General features: G+C 56.5%; 20 protein-coding genes. 8 read left to right on the forward strand and 12 right to left on the reverse strand.

Annotated elements, in window-relative coordinates; genetic code table 11:
* Positions 1-10 precede the first annotated feature (10 nt).
* The 3 genes from AC2TCY_RS08105 to acnA all read right to left on the reverse strand — a co-directional run bounded on the left by AC2TCY_RS08105 (position 11) and on the right by acnA (position 5187).
* The gene (locus AC2TCY_RS08105; RefSeq protein ID WP_480846967.1) at positions 11-712 is read right to left on the reverse strand and encodes an SDR family NAD(P)-dependent oxidoreductase; all 702 of its coding nucleotides are present in this window, start codon (positions 710-712) and stop codon (positions 11-13) included.
* A 160-nt stretch (positions 713-872) separates the two neighbouring features.
* The gene (locus AC2TCY_RS08110) at positions 873-2375 is read right to left on the reverse strand and encodes a BCCT family transporter (RefSeq protein WP_480846702.1); all 1503 of its coding nucleotides are present in this window, start codon (positions 2373-2375) and stop codon (positions 873-875) included.
* Between the two features lie 121 nt (positions 2376-2496).
* Positions 2497-5187 carry an aconitate hydratase AcnA gene (acnA, locus tag AC2TCY_RS08115; RefSeq protein ID WP_480846704.1) on the reverse strand — a complete coding sequence of 897 codons (2691 nt, stop codon included), beginning with the start codon at positions 5185-5187 and terminating at the stop codon, positions 2497-2499.
* 226 nt (positions 5188-5413) lie between these two features.
* On the opposite strand from acnA, the gene AC2TCY_RS08120 reads away from it, so the two are divergent.
* Entirely contained in the window at positions 5414-6112 is a 699-nt protein-coding gene (locus AC2TCY_RS08120) for a DUF1223 domain-containing protein (RefSeq protein ID WP_480846705.1), read from the forward strand.
* Here the strand turns inward: AC2TCY_RS08120 and AC2TCY_RS08125 are convergent, their stop codons facing one another.
* From AC2TCY_RS08125 to purB, 4 genes are all read right to left on the reverse strand, one after another.
* Entirely contained in the window at positions 6113-7036 is a 924-nt protein-coding gene (locus AC2TCY_RS08125; RefSeq protein ID WP_480846706.1) for a lysophospholipid acyltransferase family protein, read from the reverse strand.
* A gap of 96 nt (positions 7037-7132) precedes the next feature.
* Positions 7133-8227 carry a flagellar motor switch protein FliG gene (locus AC2TCY_RS08130; RefSeq protein ID WP_480846707.1) on the reverse strand — a complete coding sequence of 365 codons (1095 nt, stop codon included), beginning with the start codon at positions 8225-8227 and terminating at the stop codon, positions 7133-7135.
* A gap of 67 nt (positions 8228-8294) precedes the next feature.
* Positions 8295-8837 carry a tetratricopeptide repeat protein gene (locus AC2TCY_RS08135; RefSeq protein WP_480846708.1) on the reverse strand — a complete coding sequence of 181 codons (543 nt, stop codon included), beginning with the start codon at positions 8835-8837 and terminating at the stop codon, positions 8295-8297.
* Between the two features lie 377 nt (positions 8838-9214).
* Positions 9215-10519, reverse strand: coding sequence for an adenylosuccinate lyase (gene purB, locus AC2TCY_RS08140; RefSeq protein WP_480846710.1), 1305 nt, complete (start codon positions 10517-10519; stop codon positions 9215-9217).
* Between the two features lie 88 nt (positions 10520-10607).
* Here purB and AC2TCY_RS08145 point away from each other — a divergent pair, with 88 nt between their 5' ends.
* The 5 genes from AC2TCY_RS08145 to AC2TCY_RS08165 all read left to right on the forward strand — a co-directional run bounded on the left by AC2TCY_RS08145 (position 10608) and on the right by AC2TCY_RS08165 (position 13069).
* Entirely contained in the window at positions 10608-10940 is a 333-nt protein-coding gene (locus AC2TCY_RS08145; RefSeq protein ID WP_480846711.1) for a hypothetical protein, read from the forward strand.
* Positions 10940-11359, forward strand: a complete 420-nt coding sequence (locus AC2TCY_RS08150) for a DUF6314 family protein (protein WP_480846713.1) — start codon at positions 10940-10942, stop codon at positions 11357-11359. Before AC2TCY_RS08145 ends, AC2TCY_RS08150 begins: the two co-directional genes overlap by 1 nt.
* A 76-nt stretch (positions 11360-11435) precedes the next feature.
* Positions 11436-12023, forward strand: a complete 588-nt coding sequence (locus AC2TCY_RS08155; protein ID WP_480846715.1) for a biotin transporter BioY — start codon at positions 11436-11438, stop codon at positions 12021-12023.
* Between the two features lie 142 nt (positions 12024-12165).
* On the forward strand, positions 12166-12726 hold the full coding sequence (locus AC2TCY_RS08160; RefSeq protein ID WP_480846717.1) for a hypothetical protein: 561 nt from the start codon (positions 12166-12168) through the stop codon (positions 12724-12726).
* Between the two features lie 10 nt (positions 12727-12736).
* Complete coding sequence (locus AC2TCY_RS08165) at positions 12737-13069, forward strand: hypothetical protein (RefSeq protein WP_480846718.1); 333 nt, start codon at positions 12737-12739, stop codon at positions 13067-13069.
* A 43-nt stretch (positions 13070-13112) separates the two neighbouring features.
* Here AC2TCY_RS08165 and AC2TCY_RS08170 read toward each other — a convergent pair whose 3' ends face one another.
* Positions 13113-14327: a bifunctional alpha/beta hydrolase/OsmC family protein gene (locus AC2TCY_RS08170; protein WP_480846719.1), complete on the reverse strand. Its 1215-nt coding sequence runs from the start codon at positions 14325-14327 to the stop codon at positions 13113-13115.
* A gap of 243 nt (positions 14328-14570) precedes the next feature.
* Between AC2TCY_RS08170 and AC2TCY_RS08175 the strand changes: the two genes are divergently transcribed.
* Entirely contained in the window at positions 14571-14765 is a 195-nt protein-coding gene (locus tag AC2TCY_RS08175) for a hypothetical protein (RefSeq protein WP_480846720.1), read from the forward strand.
* A gap of 4 nt (positions 14766-14769) precedes the next feature.
* Here AC2TCY_RS08175 and dddP read toward each other — a convergent pair whose 3' ends face one another.
* A complete protein-coding gene (dddP, locus tag AC2TCY_RS08180) occupies positions 14770-16113 on the reverse strand; it encodes a dimethylsulfonioproprionate lyase DddP (RefSeq protein WP_480846721.1) in 1344 nt (447 codons plus the stop codon).
* A gap of 124 nt (positions 16114-16237) precedes the next feature.
* Here dddP and AC2TCY_RS08185 point away from each other — a divergent pair, with 124 nt between their 5' ends.
* Positions 16238-16981 (forward strand): heme-dependent oxidative N-demethylase family protein, encoded by a 744-nt coding sequence (locus AC2TCY_RS08185; RefSeq protein WP_480846722.1) that lies wholly within the window; start codon positions 16238-16240, stop codon positions 16979-16981.
* A gap of 35 nt (positions 16982-17016) precedes the next feature.
* Here the strand turns inward: AC2TCY_RS08185 and AC2TCY_RS08190 are convergent, their stop codons facing one another.
* From AC2TCY_RS08190 to AC2TCY_RS08200, 3 genes are all read right to left on the reverse strand, one after another.
* A complete protein-coding gene (locus tag AC2TCY_RS08190) occupies positions 17017-17922 on the reverse strand; it encodes a hypothetical protein (RefSeq protein WP_480846723.1) in 906 nt (301 codons plus the stop codon).
* Between the two features lie 198 nt (positions 17923-18120).
* Positions 18121-18915, reverse strand: coding sequence for a lytic murein transglycosylase (locus AC2TCY_RS08195; RefSeq protein WP_480846725.1), 795 nt, complete (start codon positions 18913-18915; stop codon positions 18121-18123).
* A gap of 90 nt (positions 18916-19005) precedes the next feature.
* Positions 19006-19284 carry a hypothetical protein gene (locus AC2TCY_RS08200; RefSeq protein ID WP_480846726.1) on the reverse strand — a complete coding sequence of 93 codons (279 nt, stop codon included), beginning with the start codon at positions 19282-19284 and terminating at the stop codon, positions 19006-19008.
* Between the last annotated feature and the right edge of the window lie 19 nt (positions 19285-19303).

Consider the following 19303-nt stretch of genomic DNA (forward strand, 5'->3'; position numbering starts at 1 on the left):
TTTCATTTTCCTACAATCTGTACCCACCCGTTACAGACACAGTCTCGCCTGTAATGAATGCGGCATCGTCCGAGGCTAAGAAGCGGACGACCTTTGCAATGTCGGCGGGCACTCCGGCGCGGCCCAGTGCCGTCTCCGCCACGAACTTGGCCGTCAACTCGTCTGACCGTGGGGCTTCGGGAGTGTTGATAGCTCCGGGTGCGACGGCGTTGACGCGAATACCGTCCGGCCCAAGCTCTTTCGCCATTGCCCGTGTCCAGAGGTTCAGGGCGGCTTTGCTGGCCCCATAAGTGGCTGCGTCCCGCGGCGGCAAAACTGCATTCACGGAGGAAATGCTGACAATAGCCGCGCCCCGTTTCAAATGCGGCAACGCGGCTGACAAAAGTGCAGCCGGGGCCAAAAGGTTCAAGTCCAGAATCTCCCGGTGATCGTCGAACGTGAAATCCTCTTTGGGCGTCATCTTCACAAGACCCGCGTTGTTTACAATTACGTCAACACGCCCGAACCGCTGCAAGGTTTGATCAATCACCGTTTCGGCCTGGTCTGATTGTGTCAGATTAGATCTTATGGGCAAAGTGTCGTCGCTTAGAAGGGCATCCGCTGGAGGCGTGGAATTCCAAGTGAAAACCACGCGGTGATCGCGTTTCAGGTCTTCGACAATTGCGCGACCGATGCCGCGTGATCCGCCAGTGATCAAAGCTACTTTTTCCATGACGGACAAAAGATCGGGAAAACGTTCGGGATTCAATGCTGGTTTTCAGACTTATATCGAAAGCGGTAAGTGCGCTGGCTTCAGCTACCTTCGCAACAGAATCCAGATCATTGCCGCGATGAAGGCAAAGGTTACGAGATTCATCAGGGTATCTGTAAGATCACCGATCAACATCGTGCTTTCCTTCCTCTCGCAGTCCGCGGATCAGGCAAACCATCAGCAGCACCGAGATAAACACAAATGGCAAAGCACCCAGAGAGATCAGGATTTTCACCGAGTCTACAGAACCTGATAGGATCATGGCCACGCTTAGAAGGCCCAGCAATGCGCCCCAGATCAGTCGAACGCGTGGCGGTGGGTTTTCATCTCCTCCGGTCGAAAAGGTGCCTAAGACAAATGCCGCACTCACGACGCTGGTGACAATGAAGAGAAACGCAGCCAGCACCGTCGCCAAGGTCGTAACCAGTGACAGCGGTAGCCGGTCGAGTAGGGCAAAGGTGACACGCTCGATATTCGTCTGTGTCAGGGTCAGCAGCTCACCTGCGCCTTCTAAAGCTTCAAACAAGCCGATCCCTCCGAACGCACCAAACCAGAGTATGGAAAACAACGTCGGAGCGAACAAAACACCGATCACGAATTCGCGTATCGTCCTGCCTCGAGAGATGCGGGCAACAAATACGCCCACGAACGGCCCCCAGGCAATCCACCAGACCATGTAGGTCAACGTCCAGTCGCTGAACCATTTGGCAACGTCATCGCCAAAGAAGGTATAAGTCTGGAACCCTCTGGGAATAACATTGGTAACGTAGTCTCCGAATCCCTGAACGACTGTATTCAATAGGTATTCCGTTGGACCTAGAATCACGGTGTAGGCGACAAGGCTGACAGCGATCAGCATCGCGGCGTTCGACAGGCGCGCCATGCCCTGACCCAGATCGATCATTAGGGCAGGAACATACGCGGCCACCATGGCCACAAATACAGCACCTATCAGAAGTGTGCCGACCGTATCCAACCCGCCCATGACAGCTATGCCATCTGCGACCTGAAACACGCCCATTGCCATCGAGCCGCCGACACCGATGGCAATGGCAACAATTGCCATGAAGTCAGAAAACCACCCGACCCGCTCGGCCCATCGTTCGCCCGGAAACAAGCTTTTAATGGGCGCGCTGACCATCATGCTGGTGCCGCGCCTAAAGCTGAAATACGCAATCGTAAGCGCGGTGGACCCGTAGATCGCCCAAGCGTGTAAACCCCAGTGAAAATTGGTCGCGAGCATGGCTTGCTGTGCAGCTATGAAGTCCGGGGCCTTTGTCGAAATGAAACTGAAGTGGGTCAGTGGCTCTGCCACAGCCCAAAACAGCAGGCCGACGCCCATGCCGGCAGAGAACAACATTGAAATCCATGTAACAGTGGAAAACTCTGGTTCCTCATCGTCCCGGCCAAGGCGAATTTTGCCATAAGGGGAGAAAGCCAAGACCAAACAGCCGATCAGCATACCCGAGGCTGCAAGCATCACGAACCAGCCACGGCTGTGGAAGGTTTGTTGAACGATGCCGTTCGCCCAGGTCACCAAGCTTTGTATGTCCACGACGCCCCATATCCCGATCACTGCAATGACGCTGAGTGAGCAGACCAACAAGGCGTTTGGCTTTTCCATACTATTGATTTTCCGAAGTTAACCTTGCTCGAACACTTTCAGATTTTCGAATGAATGACCAGAAAACAATAAAACCCCCGGCGCGAGACCGGGGGTTTGAACTTGTTGCTATGCCGCCGAATTAAGATGCCTTGGCAAGATTCCGTAGCACGTACTGCAGCACACCGCCGTTTTCGATGTACTCGATTTCGGGCGCGGTATCGATCCGGCATTTCAGGGTGATGGTCTTCTCGGTTCCGTCACCGTAGACGATGGTGCAGGGCACTTCCTGCAGCGGCTCGACCGAGTCCAGACCGTGGATCGAGACTGTTTCGTCGCCTTTCAAGCCCAGCGACTTGCGGGTATCGCCGCCGGTGAATTCGAACGGGATAACGCCCATGCCAACCAGGTTCGAGCGGTGGATACGCTCAAAGCTCTCGGCGATCACAGCCTTGACGCCCAGAAGCGCTGTTCCCTTGGCCGCCCAGTCACGTGAAGACCCGGCGCCATATTGTTCGCCACCAAACACGACCAGCGGAGTGCCGTTGGCCTGATGTGCCATCGAAGCTTCAAAAACCGAGGTCTGCTCGCCATCCGGGCCCTTGGTGTAGCCACCTTCGACACCGTCCAGCATCTCGTTCTTGACACGGATGTTGGCAAAGGTGCCGCGCATCATGACTTCGTGGTTGCCGCGGCGCGAGCCATACGAGTTGAACTCGCGCGGCTGCACTTGGCGCTCGGTCAGGTAATTACCGGCGGGCGTCGTCGTCGCGAAGGAACCAGCGGGCGAAATGTGGTCGGTGGTGATCATGTCGCCCAGGATCAGCAGAACTTTTGCGCCATCGATATTCGAGATGGTGCCCGGCTCGGCCCCCATGCCCTGGAAGTAGGGCGGGTTCTGGATGTATGTCGAGGTCGGCGGCCAGTCATAGGTTTCCTGCTGCGGAACTTCGACTTCTTGCCACTTTTCGTCGCCTTTGAAGACGTCTGCGTATTTCGACCGGAACGCTTCGCGGGTTACGGTCTGTTCGACCAGCTCGGCGACTTCCTGTGTCGTGGGCCAGATGTCTTTCATATAGACGTCGTTGCCATCCTTGTCCTGACCGATCGGTTCCGATGTCAGGTCGATATCCAGCGTACCGGCCAGCGCGTAGACCACGACCAGCGGCGGCGAGGCCAGATAGTTGGCGCGGACGTCTGGCGAGATACGGCCTTCGAAGTTCCGGTTGCCCGACAGAACCGACGTGGCGACCAGATCACCTTCGGCAATGGCTTCCGAGATTTCTTGCTGGATCGGACCCGAGTTGCCGATACAGGTGGTGCAGCCATAGCCGACGAGGTTAAAGCCGATCTTGTCCAGATCCTCCTGCAACCCAGCGGCCTCAAGATAAGCAGACACAACCTGCGATCCGGGCGCCAGCGAGGTTTTCACCCAAGGCTGACGATTCAGACCCAACGCGGCCGCTTTGCGTGCCACCAGGCCTGCACCAATCATCACGTAGGGGTTCGAAGTGTTGGTGCACGAGGTGATCGAGGCGATCACGACCTTGCCCGATTCCATGGTGTAGTCTTCGCCTTTGACAGCGACTTCCTTGCCCATCGGACGCTTGAAGGTCTCTTGCATCTCTTTGGTGAAAGCGGTTTTGGCGTCGGTCAGCGCGACATAGTCCTGCGGGCGTTTCGGGCCCGAGATCGCGGGAACGATGGTGCCCATATCCAGCGAGAGGGTGTCGGTGTAGACCGGTGCGTAATCCGCGCCTCGCCAGAACCCGTTTTCTTTGGCATAGGCTTCGACCAGCGCGATACGGTCTTCGTCGCGGCCGGTATTACGCATGTAGCGCAGCGTTTCGCCATCAATCGGGAAGAAGCCGCAGGTCGCGCCGTATTCCGGTGCCATGTTGGCGATGGTTGCGCGGTCGGCTAGCGGCAGACGGTCCAGGCCTTCGCCGTAGAATTCGACGAATTTGCCGACAACGCCTTTTTCGCGCAGCATTTCCACGACTTTCAGAACCAGGTCCGTGCCTGTGGTGCCTTCGACCAGCGCGCCGGTCAGTTCAAAACCCACAACTTCGGGAATCAACATCGAGATCGGCTGACCCAGCATCGCGGCCTCGGCCTCGATCCCGCCGACACCCCAGCCGAGAACGGCCATACCGTTGACCATCGTGGTGTGGCTGTCGGTGCCGACCAGCGTATCGGGGTAGGCAACTTCGTCCCCGTTCTGGTCCGTATCGGTCCAGACTGTCTGCGCCAGATATTCCAGGTTCACCTGGTGGCAAATACCGGTACCGGGGGGCACAACGCGGAAGTTGTTAAAGGCGTTCTGGCCCCATTTCAGGAACTGATACCGTTCCATGTTGCGTTCGTATTCGCGATCCACGTTCATCTGGAACGCGCGCGGGTTGCCGAACTCGTCGATCATGACCGAGTGGTCGATGACCAGGTCAACCGGGTTCAATGGGTTGATCTTCTGTGCGTCGCCGCCCAGGCCTTTGATCCCGTCACGCATCGCTGCCAGGTCCACAACGGCGGGAACACCGGTGAAGTCCTGCATCAGTACGCGCGCAGGGCGATAAGCGATTTCGCGTGGGTTCTTGCCCCCTTTGGCGCCCCACTCGGCAAACGCCTTGATATCGTCGACCGAGACCGAGAAACCGTCATCCTCGAACCGCAGCATGTTTTCCAACACCACTTTCAGCGCGGCGGGGAGTTTCGAGAAATCACCCAGACCGGCTTCTTGTGCGGCGGGGATCGAATAATAGGAAATGGACTTGCCATTCACGCTCAGGCTGCGGCGTGTCTTGGCGGTATCCTGTCCGACTTTGATGGGCATCTGTGGCCTCCCTCTCAAATGACGTGGAATATGGGATTCGCTGGGGGCTATCTGCATCACCAAAGCCGCTGGTTCAAGGTCCAACAGGCCAGGTGCGGCAATTTTTGTATACCATTGCACACATTTTTTCGTGTGAAGGGCTTAACCGGCCTCAAGAAACCTTGATTGGTGGGTGAGATACTATCAGTTTAGGTATTGGGTATCACCCATCAGGCTGAGTTCAATCATGTTCAAACCCGCCGCAATTGCGCTTGCTTCCCTGTTCCTTGTTCCTGTCGCCCAGGCCGAATCCGACCCGGTAGTGGTTGAGCTGTTTACGTCGCAGGGCTGCTCGTCCTGCCCTCCGGCGGATCGGATCATGCATGATCTGGCCAAGCGCGATGATGTGATCGGTCTGGCGCTGCATGTGGACTATTGGGACTATATCGGTTGGAAGGACGAATATGCCGATCCCGATCACACGAAACGCCAGCGCGCTTATGCGCGCGAAGGGGGGCGTTCGATGATTTACACGCCTCAGATGGTGATCAATGGACAGCAGGACGTTGTGGGTGCCAAGAAACGGGAATTGGACCGGATCATCAACGCGCATTTGACCGCCGCCCCCGAGGCCCAAGTCAACGCAGAACGCACAGGCAATGAAGTTGCCGTCGACGTTATACCTGTCGACCTGCCCGAGGGCGAAGTCTACGACGTACGGATTGTGCAGTATTCACCAATGCGCCACGCTTCGATCCGCCGTGGTGAATTGGCTGGGCACGACCTGGACTACGCCACCGTGGTGGAAAGCTGGCAGATTGCAGGGCAATGGGATGGGATTGCGCCGCAAAGGTTTACGGCCACGCTGTCCCACGATTTTCCTGCTGTTGTTCTGATACAGCGGGCTGGGCACGGGCCGATCGTTGCAGCGGCACGTGTCAGATAGTCAGGGCATGTCTTTGGGATTAACGCCCAGCCCTCTCCAGGATTTCCAGCGCCGATGGATCCAGAACCACTGGCCCATGTGTTTACGAACCATCGTTTCGAGGTCGTCATTGGTGAATTGCGTCATGGTCTTGGGATCGGTATGCGGAACCGGATCGTGCAGAACGATCTCAAAATCGATGCCGTTAGGCTGACGGACAGCATAGCAGGGGATCAGGACAGCCTTGTACTTGATCGCCAATTCCGCGTTCAGAACCGAAGTCACGGCGGGTTTGCCGAAGAATGTCAGTTCCTCGCCACCCTGCGCATGAAGGTCTGACACAATGGCTATAATTCCGCCACTTTTAAGGGTGCGTACCATTTCGACCATGCCCCGGCGGCCCTGTTCAAACATCGGAGAGCCGGTTTTGTAGAAGGCGTCCACGTACATTTCGTTGAAATAAGGATTGGCCATACGGCGATACAAACACCCGATGGGTTCACCACTGCGGGCTTGTAAGGCGACCCGCGCCGCAAGGTAGTGACCGAAATGCGCGGTAATAAACATGACAGGCCGGCCCTCCGCGGCGGCCTTGTCAAACGCCTCGATACCCGGACCTGAAATTTTCGCTTTGGTCTGCCGTTCAATGAACCCTTTGGGCGAAAAATGCTCCATGATCGCGCGGCCCGCGTTGTCCGGTACCGCACGGCAGATGCGTTTGACTTCTTCTTCGGACAGGTCCGGACAAGTGAGTTTCAGGTTGCGCCGCACGCGGGTACGAAATCCGACCACAGGCGCCAGCCACCGCATGATCGCCCCCATTGCAGCGATACGCCGCTCGTAGGGGAGCAGGCTCATACTGCCGATCGCGCCTTTCAGGAACAGATTGGCAATGTAGTATTTTCCAAGCTCAAATCGGCTCAGTTCCGACTTTTCTGCGGGCATGGGGAGGACTCACCAAGTGTTGGGATTTGCGGCACAAGACATACAGTCCCCGCCAGCCGTTCACAAGTGTCCGTAATCTGCCCGTGCCCGCATCGTTCAGTCGGCGCTGTCATCTTCCTCGATCAAGTCGATTGTGCCCTCCTCCAGTAGCGCTCGTATTGTCGCGACGATCTTTGACATGGCGTCTTCAGCGTCAGACCGCTTGACCTTGCCGCGGTCGGACATTTCTTCGCGCAGGTTGTCGGCCATGCGTGTGGACATGTTTGACAGCAAGAAATCGACTGACGCCAAATCATCCTCGGCGCTTGCGCCGGCCAATGCGGTCACCAAAACGGGTTGCTCAATTCCACGCAGGATTGCCGGGACATCGCGCGGTTGAATGCGGTTTGGAATATGGGCGAAGATAAAAATGGATTTGCGAACAGTAGTGGCGAAATCCGTATCCTCTTCATCCAGAGCGGTTAGCAATCCGTCCCTTGTCGTCGCCGCCGACTGGTTCAGGATTGCGCCCACACGTGCGCCTGGACCCTCCTTGAATGCCGGGCTAGGGCGCTGATCCAGTTGGGCAGCCAGAGACCAGCCGATCCGCTCCACGGCTGCCGGCGTTACGTTGGCTGTTTTCGATACCGCATAGGTGATCCGTCGCGCGACGGGGCCGGGCAGATACCCCAGCAGCTTTGCGGCCTTTGCCGTCTCAAGCTTTGAGAGCATTACAGCAGCGACTTCGGTGCATTCGGCCTGCGCCATTTCGGCCAAATCCTCCACCTGTACTTCGCGCAGCCGTTGCCACGGGTCGCCAATTTGCCGAACACCGGCCACTTTGCGCAGCCGTGCTGCTGTCGCCGGCGCGATCTTACCGTTGACCGCGTCCAGCGCGCCTGCAAGTCCGTGGGGAAAGGACAGCCCAACACTGTCCAATGCGTCCGCGAACTCCCGTGCCACTACAGCCAACGTGGCCCGGTCCACCAATCCCATGCGCCCCAATTGGTGCGTCAACTGTTCCTGAAGCGGATCGGGAAGTTCTTCCAGCGGTATGTCCGCGCCCTCGTTCAAAAGCAGCCGTACAATAACAGCTGCTTTTTCTTTGCTGTTCAGCGACCGCGGGACAACCTGAGGCGTGTCGTCTTCATCGCCGACGACCGGGGCCTGTGCGCCCGGCGCCATCTGTACCAATGCGTTCGTATCCTGCATCTGCCTGTCATGCCAAATTGCGCGTTGCAGGCAGATTACAGAGAGTCGGGTAAAGAAACCCTGAACCCTAATAGCTGTAGGTCAGCCCTGTTCGGATCGCTTCGCGGAGGGAAGTTTCGGCCCATGTTCCTTCGCCGCCGCGCGCTTTGATTTCGCGCCACTGCGCAATCGCGAGGTCAGTTTTTCCTTCGGAAACAAAGCCCTGACCCATATAGCTGCGGGCCAGAACATTATCGGGGTTGGCCGTAATGGCGTCTTCATAATACGCATTAGCCAGCGCCAATTCGCCCATTTTCCGATAGGTGAAGCCCCAATAGGTCAACACGCGGTCATCATTCTGATCCATGATGCGCAGGATGTCTTGGGCATGTTCATACTGCCCGGCATAAGCTAGCTCGCGCACGGCGTCATACAATTGCTCTTCGGAGAAATTGGTCTTGTTCGGTTTAACACACCGCCCTCGTGTCTCGTCATAGACGCGGCCAAACAGACATTTTTTGGTGGTGTTGGTCGGTTTTGGCGGGCTGCTGTCTCCGCCGCCTGCGGCATGGGCAATGGGCGCAAAGGCAAAAGCTTGAAGGGCAATTGCTGAAACTAATACAAGACGCATTTTCCTACTCCGTTCTCGGGGCTGCTTTCAGAAGGATAGTGTGATCTTCAAAAAAGCTAACAACCCAATGGTCGCTTTTATTCACAAGTAGGAAAGAAAATTGTCAGCTGTTGGCGATTTTCATGCAGCTTTGGGATTCAGTGTCCCAAAATGTGCCTTCTGCACAGGATTGGGTCTGCTTTGAATGTGCGCTGCAGGCAAATCCAGTCGAAGCTGCAAATACTAAAGCCAATGAGCAGAGTAGAGTTCGGACCATAGTGTTTCTCCTTTGCGGAAAATGCACCTAGAGGGTACCCGATTTTTTCCTATCTGGCAAAGAACAAGGCCTGACCCGCAAATTGCAGCCAGGCCTTGCCGAAATCACTAACAGCTTGGGCTTAATCGCCGAACACGCGCGCGAAAATCGTATCAACGTGCTTGGTATGATAGCCGAGGTCGAACTTTTCTTCGATCTCATCAGCGCTCAGGGCTGCCGTCACATCCGCATCACCCAGCAATTCGGTTTTGAAATCCTTGCCTTCTTCCCAAACTTTCATCGCATTGCGCTGGACCAGACGATACGCATCTTCACGGCTGACACCGGCCTGAGTCAGGGCCAGCAGAACGCGTTGGCTCATGACCAAACCACGGAACTTGTTCATGTTGGCCAGCATGTTTTCAGGGTAAACGACAAGTTTGTCGATGACGGAGGTCAGGCGCGACAAAGCAAAGTCCAGAGTTACGGTGGCGTCGGGGCCGATATTGCGCTCGACCGAGCTGTGGCTGATGTCACGCTCGTGCCACAGGGCCACGTTCTCCATCGCGGGTACGACGGCCATGCGGACCAGACGGGCCAGCCCGGTCAGGTTCTCGGTCAGCACCGGATTGCGCTTGTGCGGCATCGCGGACGAGCCCTTTTGACCTTTCGAGAAGAACTCTTCGGCCTCCAGCACCTCGGTCCGCTGCATGTGCCGGATTTCGATAGCGATATTTTCAATGCTGCTGGAGATGACACCCAGTGTGGCAAAGAAGGCCGCGTGGCGGTCGCGTGGGATCACCTGAGTGCTGATCGGCTCCGGCACTAGCCCCAGCTTGTCGCAGACATGTTCTTCGACCTGCGGATCGATGTTGGCAAATGTGCCGACCGCGCCCGAGATGGCGCCAGTTGCGATCTCGGCACGGGCGTCGCGCATACGGGACAGGTTGCGGTCCATCTCGGCATAGAAGCGGGCGAAAGTCAGGCCCATGGTGGTGGGTTCAGCGTGGATCCCGTGGCTGCGGCCGATCCGGATGGTTTCCTTGTGCTCTATCGCACGGCGCTTGAGCGCGGCCAGTAGTCCTTCGAGATCGGCGATCAGGATATCGGCGGCGCGGGTCAGTTGCACGTTGAAACATGTGTCCAGAACGTCCGAGCTGGTCATGCCCTGATGCACAAAACGGGCCTCGTCGCTGCCCACATGTTCGGCCAGATGGGTCAGGAACGCGATGACGTCGTGCTTGGTAACCGCTTCGATCTCGTCGATACGCGCCACATCGAATTCCACGTCCTTGGCTTTCCACACGGCCTCGGCGTTTTCGCGCGGGATAACTCCCAGATCAGCCATGGCATCGCAGGCATGGGCCTCGATCTCGTACCAGATGCGGAACTTGGTCTCGGGCGACCAGATGGCGACCATTTCAGGGCGGGAATAGCGGGGAATCATTGGCGGCAGCACCTTTTTATGGTTGGGATGAGGCGTTGGCGCGGGGTTTAAACCCGCGGGCACAAGGGAACAAGACGCGAGTGCGGGTATGAGACGGTTTGCCCTGATTTTGTCGATATGGCCGGGATTTCTGGCAGCTGAGGAGTTCCGCACGCTGACCGGCGATGAAATTCTGACAGCGCTGTCTGGTCAGAAACTGGATTACGGCGAAGGCATTTGGCAGACCTTCGACGAGACCATGCTGACGCAATACTTCTCAGGGCGCCCAAGTGCAGGACGATGGGCGGTACGCGAGGATCGGTACTGCTCACTCTGGCCGCCATCGGATCTGTGGGCCTGCTATGACATGCAGCTAAGTGGAGACAAGATCCGGTTCATCGACGACAACGGGGGCACGACCGACGGGACATTCGTCAAGTGATGGCACCGAGAGCACTTGCCGAATTTGCAGGCGATTGGAGCCTCACACGAACCATACGCGACGCCTTTGCCGGGCAGGTGGTTCAGGCTGATGGGCAAGCGGTCCTGCGCGCGTCGGACGACGGGCTTGTCTATGAAGAAGAGGTTACGCTGTACATTCCCAACCAGCCCGCCATGAAAGGTACGCGTAGGTATTTGTGGCGCGACGCCGGGGACGAGATAGCGATCCATTTTGACGACAACCGCTATTTTCACGCGCTGAAACTGGGTGTACCGCATCCGGAAGACCATCATGATTGCCCGCCAGACAGTTATGAGGTGCGGTATGATTTTTCTCGATGGCCGCGATGGAATGTCCGCTGGACGGTGTCAGGACCCAGAAAATCCTATAAAATGGATACGGAGTATGTGCTGCGATAGCGTAATCATCTTGCAGTAAAGGCTGCGACAAGTCATTGCTATCGCAGAATTCGGGTTCGCTGAGGGAGAAAGCACAATGAATGCAAATGTCTTAGCCAATGCAATTGGCCCGCGCGAGGGGACAGCTCTGCGCGTGAAGCAAGCGGTTCTGGTGGCTTTGGGTATCGTTGCCCTGGCCATTGCTGCCAAGATCAAAGTGCCGATGTGGCCGGTTCCGATCACCATGGGCACCTTTGCTGTGCTGACGATCGGCACTGCGTATGGCGCACGTCTGGGTCTGGCAACCATGCTGGGTTACCTGCTGATTGGCGCGTTGGGTTTCGATGTCTTCGCCGGCTCGTCGGCTGAGAAATTTGGTCTGACCTACATGATGGGTGGCACTGGCGGCTACCTTGTTGGTTACCTGATGGCTACCGTTTTGCTGGGTGCCCTGGCTGCGCGAGGCTGGGACCGGTCGGTTGGTAAATTGGCGCTGGCGCTGGTGCTGGCCAATATTCTGATTTACGTGCCGGGTCTGCTGTGGCTGGGCCAGCTCTATGGTTGGGACAAGCCGATCCTGGAATGGGGCCTGACCCCGTTCCTGCTGGGTGATGCGATCAAACTTGCGCTGGCAGCAGTGCTGATCCCCGGCCTTTGGAAACTGGTAGGCGACGCGCGCGCCTGATCCAGCAAAACACGCGCATTCGTAACCCGCGGCCGATGCATTTCGGGCGCGGGTTTTTTTGCTGCCACTCCAATGTCCTGCTGGACAAGGCGTAGACTTGCGGGCCAATCTGGTGCCTGAGAAATGATCAGGTTTTTGAGATATGGATATTTTTTTTAGATCAGCACTCGCCGCGTGCGCTGCGATGTGGCTGGGTGGCGTGGCCCCGTCTTGGGCCGATACACCGGTCACTTATACGGACGAAGGCCGCGCGCTGTTTCGTTTTGTCGTTCCGGATTTTTGGGCGTTGCGAACGGGTGGACCGCGTGAAATCGAGGATACCGAACTGGGCGACCCCAGAGCCGTGGCGCGGGTCATGGGGGTCAGGCCGGTCACTGACGACAATGTTTGGATGGGGTTCGTTTCGCCCTCGGGCGTGGCGAATATCGACGACGGACTGCAATACCTCGGGGATATCGACAAGTTTCTGGTGAAAGAGCCAACCGTGACCGGCACCAGCAACACCCGGATCGGCGGATTGCCTGCACGCGTGATCCGCGGCACCGGCAGCCGGGATGGCCGCGGGATAAATTTTACCGCGACCGTAATCGATTTGCCGCGAAACCGTGTGGCCATTGTTGTCGCTATCCTGCGCGATGGGGCCGATCCGGCCTATGTAGACGACTTGAACGCCGTTTTTGCGTCGTTCCGGTCCGCGCAGTAAGGAGGCTCGGATGACACGCAAATTCCTGAGACGAACTGTTCTGGCACTGGGACTGGGGGCTTCGACGCTAACGCTCTCGGCCTGCGACGGAGTATCAGTGGGTGTTGGCTATGGGTATGACCCGTTTTATGACTCGATGCTGTGGAATGACTATTACCACGACGTAAACGTTGATGTGAATCTTCCCGACCGGCCAGATCGGCCCACTAAGCCTCCCGTGGGTAAACCGCCGGCGCGCCCAACGCCTCCGATCGCGAAGCCGCCGGCACGTCCGCGTCCTCCGGTCGCGCGCCCACCCACAGCCCGACCACCGATCCATCGCCCGGCACCGCGTCGGCGTTAAAAGCAAATGAGCCGCAGATGCGGCCCATTTTTTTGAAGAGAATCTAAGCAATCAGTTCCGTCGTAATATGCGCCGAACCTTCCAAAGTTCGATGCACCGGGCATTTGTCCGCAATTTCCAGCAGCTTGGCTTTCTGGTCCTGATCCAAAGGACCTTCCAGTCGGATTTTGCGACGAAATTGATCCACTTTGCCGTCTCCGTTCATACCTGCATCCTGCGCATGCACCTTGTTGTGACACACATCGACAGTGATCCCGGTCAGGGGCCAGCGTTTACGGCGGGCATACATGCGGATCGTCATGGACGTGCAGGCCCCAAGACCGGATGCGACAAAGCCATAGGGCGACATTCCCCGGTCGGTACCGCCATAGGAGGCGGGTTCGTCTGCAACCGCGTGGTGACGGGGACCCGACTGAATGTCCTGCAGATAGCCGGCAGGGTCGACTTCGGTCACCCGTACAACGCCTTCAGGGGCACCCGGTGGCGGAGCCGGAGGAGAGAGCCTGACATATCGCGATACCCAGGCCGAGATCACCTCGGCGGCATACTCAGCATCTTCGGCACGCGTGATCAGATGATCCGCATCATCAAGGGTCACAAAACTCTTTGGGTGTTTCGCGGCCAGAAAGATGGCGCTGGCGTTGTCGATGCTGACGGTCTCATCCCGTGGCGCATGCAGGATCAAGAGCGCGGCTTTGAGCTCGGCGATAGCTGATTCCAGCGCGGTTCTTGAGATGTCGTCCACGAAGGCCTTTCCAATGCGGAAAGGGCGGCCGCCTAGCATGACCTCAGCGCTGCCTTCCTGTTGGATCTCGGACAGCGCCGCTTCGAAATGATGGGAAACGTGGCTCGGGTCGGCAGGGGCGCCCAGGGTCACGACTGCCTTGACCGACGGTATGCCCGCCCGCGCGCGTAGCACCGCCGCGCCGCCCAGAGAATGACCGATCAGAAGGGCCGGGGGCATGTTCCTGCCAGCTAGGTATTGTGCGGCTGCGATCAGGTCTTCGACATTCGAAGTGAAGGTTGTGTTGGCGAATTCTCCGTCGGAATGGCCAAGCCCGGTGAAATCGAAACGCAGCACCGCAATACCCATTGCAGCCAATCGCGCCGAGATGCGCCGAGCCGCCGGAATATCTTTGGAACAGGTGAAACAATGCGCAAACAACGCCGTAGCAAGAACTGGCCCATCCGGCAAATCAAGTCGCGCGGCAAGCCGATTGCCGTCATGACCGGCAAATGTAGTGCGTTCGGTGGGCATGGCAGTTCCTTACATCTCGGGGTGAGGACAATACTGTGTACATTGGTCGAGCGTCTCAACCCCAATGTAAGAACCGTCACGGTAAGGTGAGCAAAGTACGAGCAACCGGTTGAAGTCGCGTCGGAAGTACCGTTTTCATATCTTCAATATTTGTGATGGAGGGTTAATTAAATATTCGATTTAATTAAGCGATGTGGGCTCTCATGTTAAGGCTGTCCGATTTGTTCAGCCAAGGAGGCCTAAATGGCACATATTGCTTCAGCGCGGCGTATCGCGATTTTGCGCCCGGATCTTCTGGTCATTATTGCGGTGACTGGAATTGTTGGATTTACACTTGGTCAGAATTGGCCGCCAAGCAATTCCACCAAGCATGAAGTAACAGAAACAGTATCCGAGGACTGGCACGGCAACGTACGACGATCGAATTGGTCGAACTGAGGCGTCATGCCAGACCCATCAGCTGTGGATCAAAAGGATATTTGGTCAGGTTTTCATAACCATCCTCGGTGATGAGAACCTGATCTTCCAGCTTGATCGAAAAATCCCCGCCAACTTCACCGACGCAGGCCTCGACACACAGGACCATGCCGGGTTCCAGCGGGTAGTCATACGAGCCCGCGACCGCACTGTCGGGATAGGCGACCAGAGGCCATTCGTCACAGAGGCCCACGCCATGCATCAGGCAGCCGTATTTCTGCGCCTGAAACTTGTCGTCCAGCTTGTGCGCGTTGGCCGTCAGTTCCGGGATCATCACGCCGGGTTTCAACATCTCCATATTGGTCATGATATGCTCGTGTGCGTGCTGCATGGCATAAATCATGTCCGCGCGTGGCTTTTGATCTCCGATCCACCACGTGCGCGAAATATCGATGCAGATGCCGTAAGAGCCGATCAGGTCGGTGTCAAAGGCAACGATTTCGTTCTGTTGCGTGATCCGGGGGCCGCATTCCTGAAACCACGGGTTTGTGCGCTGACCTGAGGCCAGAAGACGGGTTTCGATCCACTCCCCGCCTCGGCGAATGTTTTCAGCGTGCAGAACCGCCCAGATGTCATCCTCAGAGGTTTGTCCGTTGCCCACATTGGCGCGGGCGAACACTTCCATCTCGGCCACAGCCGTTTCACAGGCGTGGTTGGCGCATCGCATGGCCAGGATCTCATCTGGTCCCTTGATGGCGCGGGTTTTTTCGGTCAGCTCTTCGCCTTCCATGATCTCAAAGCCCTGCGCCTCGAGTGCGCGCAGGCCGTGCAGCATGATTTTGTCTACACCCAGCCGCTTGTTACCGCCGCCATGTTCATCGATCAGGGTTCGCACCTCGTTCGAAAAGATATCTGCAGCTACGTCGACCTTGTCGCCGCGATCGAAATAGAACAAGTCAGCGCCCGAGCGTTGCTCGCGCACCAGAGGGTTGAATTTGGATAAGAAGGGCGAGTTCTTGTAATCCCAGATCACCATGTAACCATCGGCGCAAACTAGAACAGCCCGGAACGGGTTATGGGAATTCCAAAGCTGCATGTTCGTGCTGTCGGTTGCGTAACGAATGTTCAGCGGGTCGAACATCAAAAGCCCGCCATAGCCACGATCCACAATTCCTTGGGTCAGTCGTTTCCAGCGATATTCCCGCATGCTTTCAAGGTTCGGCAGGGTCAGGCCAGCTGCGGCCCACTCCGAAAAGGCCAGTTGGGTTGGCCCGATCTCAATTCGGTTGTTGTCGTTCGGAGTTCCGTCGCCGAGCACAGATCCTCGGGTCGGATCAATTTTACGAGTGTCCCTGTAGTGCCGATTCATAGTGGGCCTCCCTGCGTATTACTCCGACCGTGGAGAAACACAGTAACTGCGTCGCGGTGATTTGCGACGGGGCAGTGGTCGCTTTTTGACCGACAATTCAATTGTTGAATGATAGATCAGTACCATGACGACCATTTTGCAGACCGACATCCCCTACGACCCGCTCATTGAACAGAAGTTGCCCGGTATCCAGCCCGCGAACATGGAAACCTGGCTGCATCAAGACGAGGCGTTTGCTGCCCAGATGCAACGGCGCAAGACACTGTTGGAAACGCATCGTGCCGATGTTTTGGCAATGGACCCTTCGTCCAAACCCGCCGCACAGGAGTTGCTGGAAACTGTTTTGCTGCACGCTTATCCGGGGGCCAAAGACCAGGTCACGCGCGCAGACGGTGTTGTAGTTGCCATTGACAGAGACAACCCGCTAGAGACCCTGTGCCTGTTGGTGCAGGAGGATTTTTGCATTCTGCAAAAGCAGGGCGAGGAGCACATCCTGACGGGGGCTATCCTGTGTTTTCCTGCCAGCTGGTGTTTGTCCGAGAAATTCATGCGGCCGCTGATTGGAATCCACCAGCCTGTCGAAAGTTACGATGCCAATATCGCTCGCCGGGTTCAGCGCCTGTTCAATGGTATTCAGCCCGGCCGCCCCATTTGGCGTTTCAATGCGCTCTGGTATCAGGACCCCGAGCTTTTCCAACCACGATGCACCGCAAACCGGCGTGAAATCCGTGATAAGGAATCCGCCCGTTACCTGCGCAGTGAACGGCAAACTCTCTTGCGCTTGCCGCAGACCCAGGCGGTTGTGTTTTCAATTCACACCTATGTTCTGCTGGCAGATCACATGGCCAAAACAGAAAACCCCGCCTGACGGCGGGGCCTCCTAGGAGGGTCTTGGTAATTTGATTACATGCTGATTGCGTTCACCACGCCGGCAATTGCGCCGCTTGTGTTAAGACCGAAGATGGCCATGGTCAAAGCCAGGACCTGAGTGTTAAGCCGGAAATCCTCGCCGCGGATCAGGTTGACAGCGGCCATCGAGATGGCAACAGGGGCCGATACGCTGGCCAATGCGCCTGTCATGCCCCAACTGGTCAGCCGCAGGATGTCGCTTGGTCGCTCATCCTCTAGTTCTGACGGCTCCGAGTCATTCAGCTTCAGGGGCGCCACGGGTTCAGTGCGAAAGGCGATACTCAGCAGTTGATCGTCGGTCAATTGGATGGGACGAGGCTTGGGTTTAGCCATTTCCACGACGTCGGCAACAGCATCAGGAATTTCGAGGCCGGCAAACTGTCCGCTGACCGCACTGAAGATCTGCTTGCGGTCTCTGGGCTTTCGGGGGGCAAGTGTATCGAAGGCACTGAGAAATTGTTCAAGAGTCAGAACCGTATTTGGTGAAAGCCATTCGATCCTCTGGGTCGAACAGATGTCGACCATGCGGTACAGAATCACAACCAGCATCATCTCGGATACTTCAGTATCGTCCAACAGCTCTGACACCGGGGCAATGTTCAAGGTCAAACGGTTACGGGGGCGAGAGGGTGTAGAACGCGTCAGAGTCTTGAGGCCAGCGGCGCGATCCATCCTCTCGTAACGGTCGGTTTCCTCGGTACCCTCCGTCTCCAATGACAGGCGCACCAGATACTGGCTTGAGACGACACTGGCCTCGGATGCGCTGAGCAACGTTTTGCGTTCAACCAGGTGACCGTAGTCTTCTAGCGTGGTTCCAACGATGTCACTGAACCGCTCAAGCGCGCGATCTGCATCGCCGTTGAACTGAAGACCACCATGGTATCTGTGCTTTGCAGTCACAGCGTTTTCCTTTGTGCGTTCACTCTGCAACAGGATGTTATCCAGCGATAAGGGGGAGAATTTGACGAAAATGGAAAAAAAAGAAAATTCGGCACTATTGATTACGTCTTGGAAACCAAAGGAATTAAGGCTTTTCCCATCTACTGTGGCAGCAATGTGGCTAAATCAGGGAGCGACCGTGTTCGAAACCAGATCGAGCTAGTTGTCGATTCGTTGCGCCATTATGGCAATGGACTGCTGATAGACGGTTGCGGCGTTCCACTGTTCTATTACTTTGAAATTCGGTTGCCCCTGTTGATAGCCACGACCCCGTTTCCACCCTTTCTTACGCAAGAAATTTGCAGTTGAGGCTAAAGCATCGGTCATATTGTAGAAATCCACGCGCCGGTCTCCTGTGGCATCCACACCATAGGTTAGCGCATTGCCGGGAAGAAACTGTGTATGACCCAATTCGCCATGTTTTGCCCCTTTTGTTGCCACTGTGATACTGCCCGCATCGACCAGTTTCAGTGCCCCAATTGCATGGGGGACGAAGAACTCGGATCGGCGACAATCATAGGCCAGCGTTGTTATTGCTGAAACAACCTGGCTGTCTCCCATGAAGTTTCCAAAGCCTGTTTCCATACCGTGAATGGCAATCAGAATGCCGGCTGGTACCCCGTATTGGTTTTCCAGCGCAGCGTAGAATTGTGGGTTGGCCGCCTTGCGCTTGCGGCCTTGTGCCACGATCGTATTTGCACCACGTACCTGCATGAACTTGTCCAGCGAGTACTTGAAACTCTTCTGGTTGCGATCCGCTGCAATGGTGCGCGTTGCATATTGCGCCTGCGCTAAGGCTTGCAGCCCCTTTTTCTTGACGCCGGCCTTGCGCGCTTGATTGGAAAAGTCTTTTTTCCACTCCTCAAATCCGCTGCCTGTGTTTCCGCATGGGGCGGCCAGAGCCGAAACAGGCAGGGTAAGTACAAATGCAATAAACAAAGCGATGCGCGACATGAATGTTTTCCTTAGGGCCAGCCAATTCAATTCGGGGCTCGCGTTTAGTTGTGACAACAACAACAAGCGCCCACTCGAAGCGTGTTGTGCTTACAAACCGCGCTGCAAGTCGTCTGCGGTTAATACGGGTTGGATCTCGATTGAGGCGTCCAGAGCAGCAAATAATGGCTCGTTGATGACAGGCATGCGGGCTTGATCGCTTTCTTCAAATATCACGATGCCCATGCGTTTACCGTGCTCCAGCGCAAAGTAGGCTGCTTCTGCGTCGACCTCTTTTACCAGCGCTTCAATCGCTTGTCCCAGCGTTCCGTCCCTTTCAGCCTGATTGCCTTTTTCCACTGGGATCGTGAACTTTAACATAAGGCGCATCGCATTCTCCCTAAGTCCT

The organism is Ruegeria sp. HKCCD7181, from assembly GCF_057221055.1.

Bases quoted from the DNA above. Each gene is read 5' to 3' on its own strand.
- AC2TCY_RS08145 (WP_480846711.1), top strand. From the start codon at position 10,608: ATGAGACGGTTTGCCCTGATTTTGTCGATATGGCCGGGATTTCTGGCA.
- AC2TCY_RS08155 (WP_480846715.1), top strand. From the start codon at position 11,436: ATGAATGCAAATGTCTTAGCCAATGCAATTGGCCCGCGCGAGGGGACA.
- AC2TCY_RS08135 (WP_480846708.1), bottom strand. From the start codon at position 8,837: ATGCGTCTTGTATTAGTTTCAGCAATTGCCCTTCAAGCTTTTGCCTTT.
- AC2TCY_RS08120 (WP_480846705.1), top strand. From the start codon at position 5,414: ATGTTCAAACCCGCCGCAATTGCGCTTGCTTCCCTGTTCCTTGTTCCT.
- AC2TCY_RS08105 (WP_480846967.1), bottom strand. From the start codon at position 712: ATGGAAAAAGTAGCTTTGATCACTGGCGGATCACGCGGCATCGGTCGC.
- AC2TCY_RS08125 (WP_480846706.1), bottom strand. From the start codon at position 7,036: ATGCCCGCAGAAAAGTCGGAACTGAGCCGATTTGAGCTTGGAAAATAC.
- AC2TCY_RS08195 (WP_480846725.1), bottom strand. From the start codon at position 18,915: ATGTCGCGCATCGCTTTGTTTATTGCATTTGTACTTACCCTGCCTGTT.
- AC2TCY_RS08175 (WP_480846720.1), top strand. From the start codon at position 14,571: ATGGCACATATTGCTTCAGCGCGGCGTATCGCGATTTTGCGCCCGGAT.
- dddP (WP_480846721.1), bottom strand. From the start codon at position 16,113: ATGAATCGGCACTACAGGGACACTCGTAAAATTGATCCGACCCGAGGA.
- AC2TCY_RS08165 (WP_480846718.1), top strand. From the start codon at position 12,737: ATGACACGCAAATTCCTGAGACGAACTGTTCTGGCACTGGGACTGGGG.
- acnA (WP_480846704.1), bottom strand. From the start codon at position 5,187: ATGCCCATCAAAGTCGGACAGGATACCGCCAAGACACGCCGCAGCCTG.
- AC2TCY_RS08200 (WP_480846726.1), bottom strand. From the start codon at position 19,284: ATGCGCCTTATGTTAAAGTTCACGATCCCAGTGGAAAAAGGCAATCAG.
- AC2TCY_RS08130 (WP_480846707.1), bottom strand. From the start codon at position 8,227: ATGCAGGATACGAACGCATTGGTACAGATGGCGCCGGGCGCACAGGCC.
- AC2TCY_RS08185 (WP_480846722.1), top strand. From the start codon at position 16,238: ATGACGACCATTTTGCAGACCGACATCCCCTACGACCCGCTCATTGAA.
- AC2TCY_RS08110 (WP_480846702.1), bottom strand. From the start codon at position 2,375: ATGGAAAAGCCAAACGCCTTGTTGGTCTGCTCACTCAGCGTCATTGCA.
- purB (WP_480846710.1), bottom strand. From the start codon at position 10,519: ATGATTCCCCGCTATTCCCGCCCTGAAATGGTCGCCATCTGGTCGCCC.
- AC2TCY_RS08160 (WP_480846717.1), top strand. From the start codon at position 12,166: ATGGATATTTTTTTTAGATCAGCACTCGCCGCGTGCGCTGCGATGTGG.
- AC2TCY_RS08170 (WP_480846719.1), bottom strand. From the start codon at position 14,327: ATGCCCACCGAACGCACTACATTTGCCGGTCATGACGGCAATCGGCTT.
- AC2TCY_RS08150 (WP_480846713.1), top strand. From the start codon at position 10,940: ATGGCACCGAGAGCACTTGCCGAATTTGCAGGCGATTGGAGCCTCACA.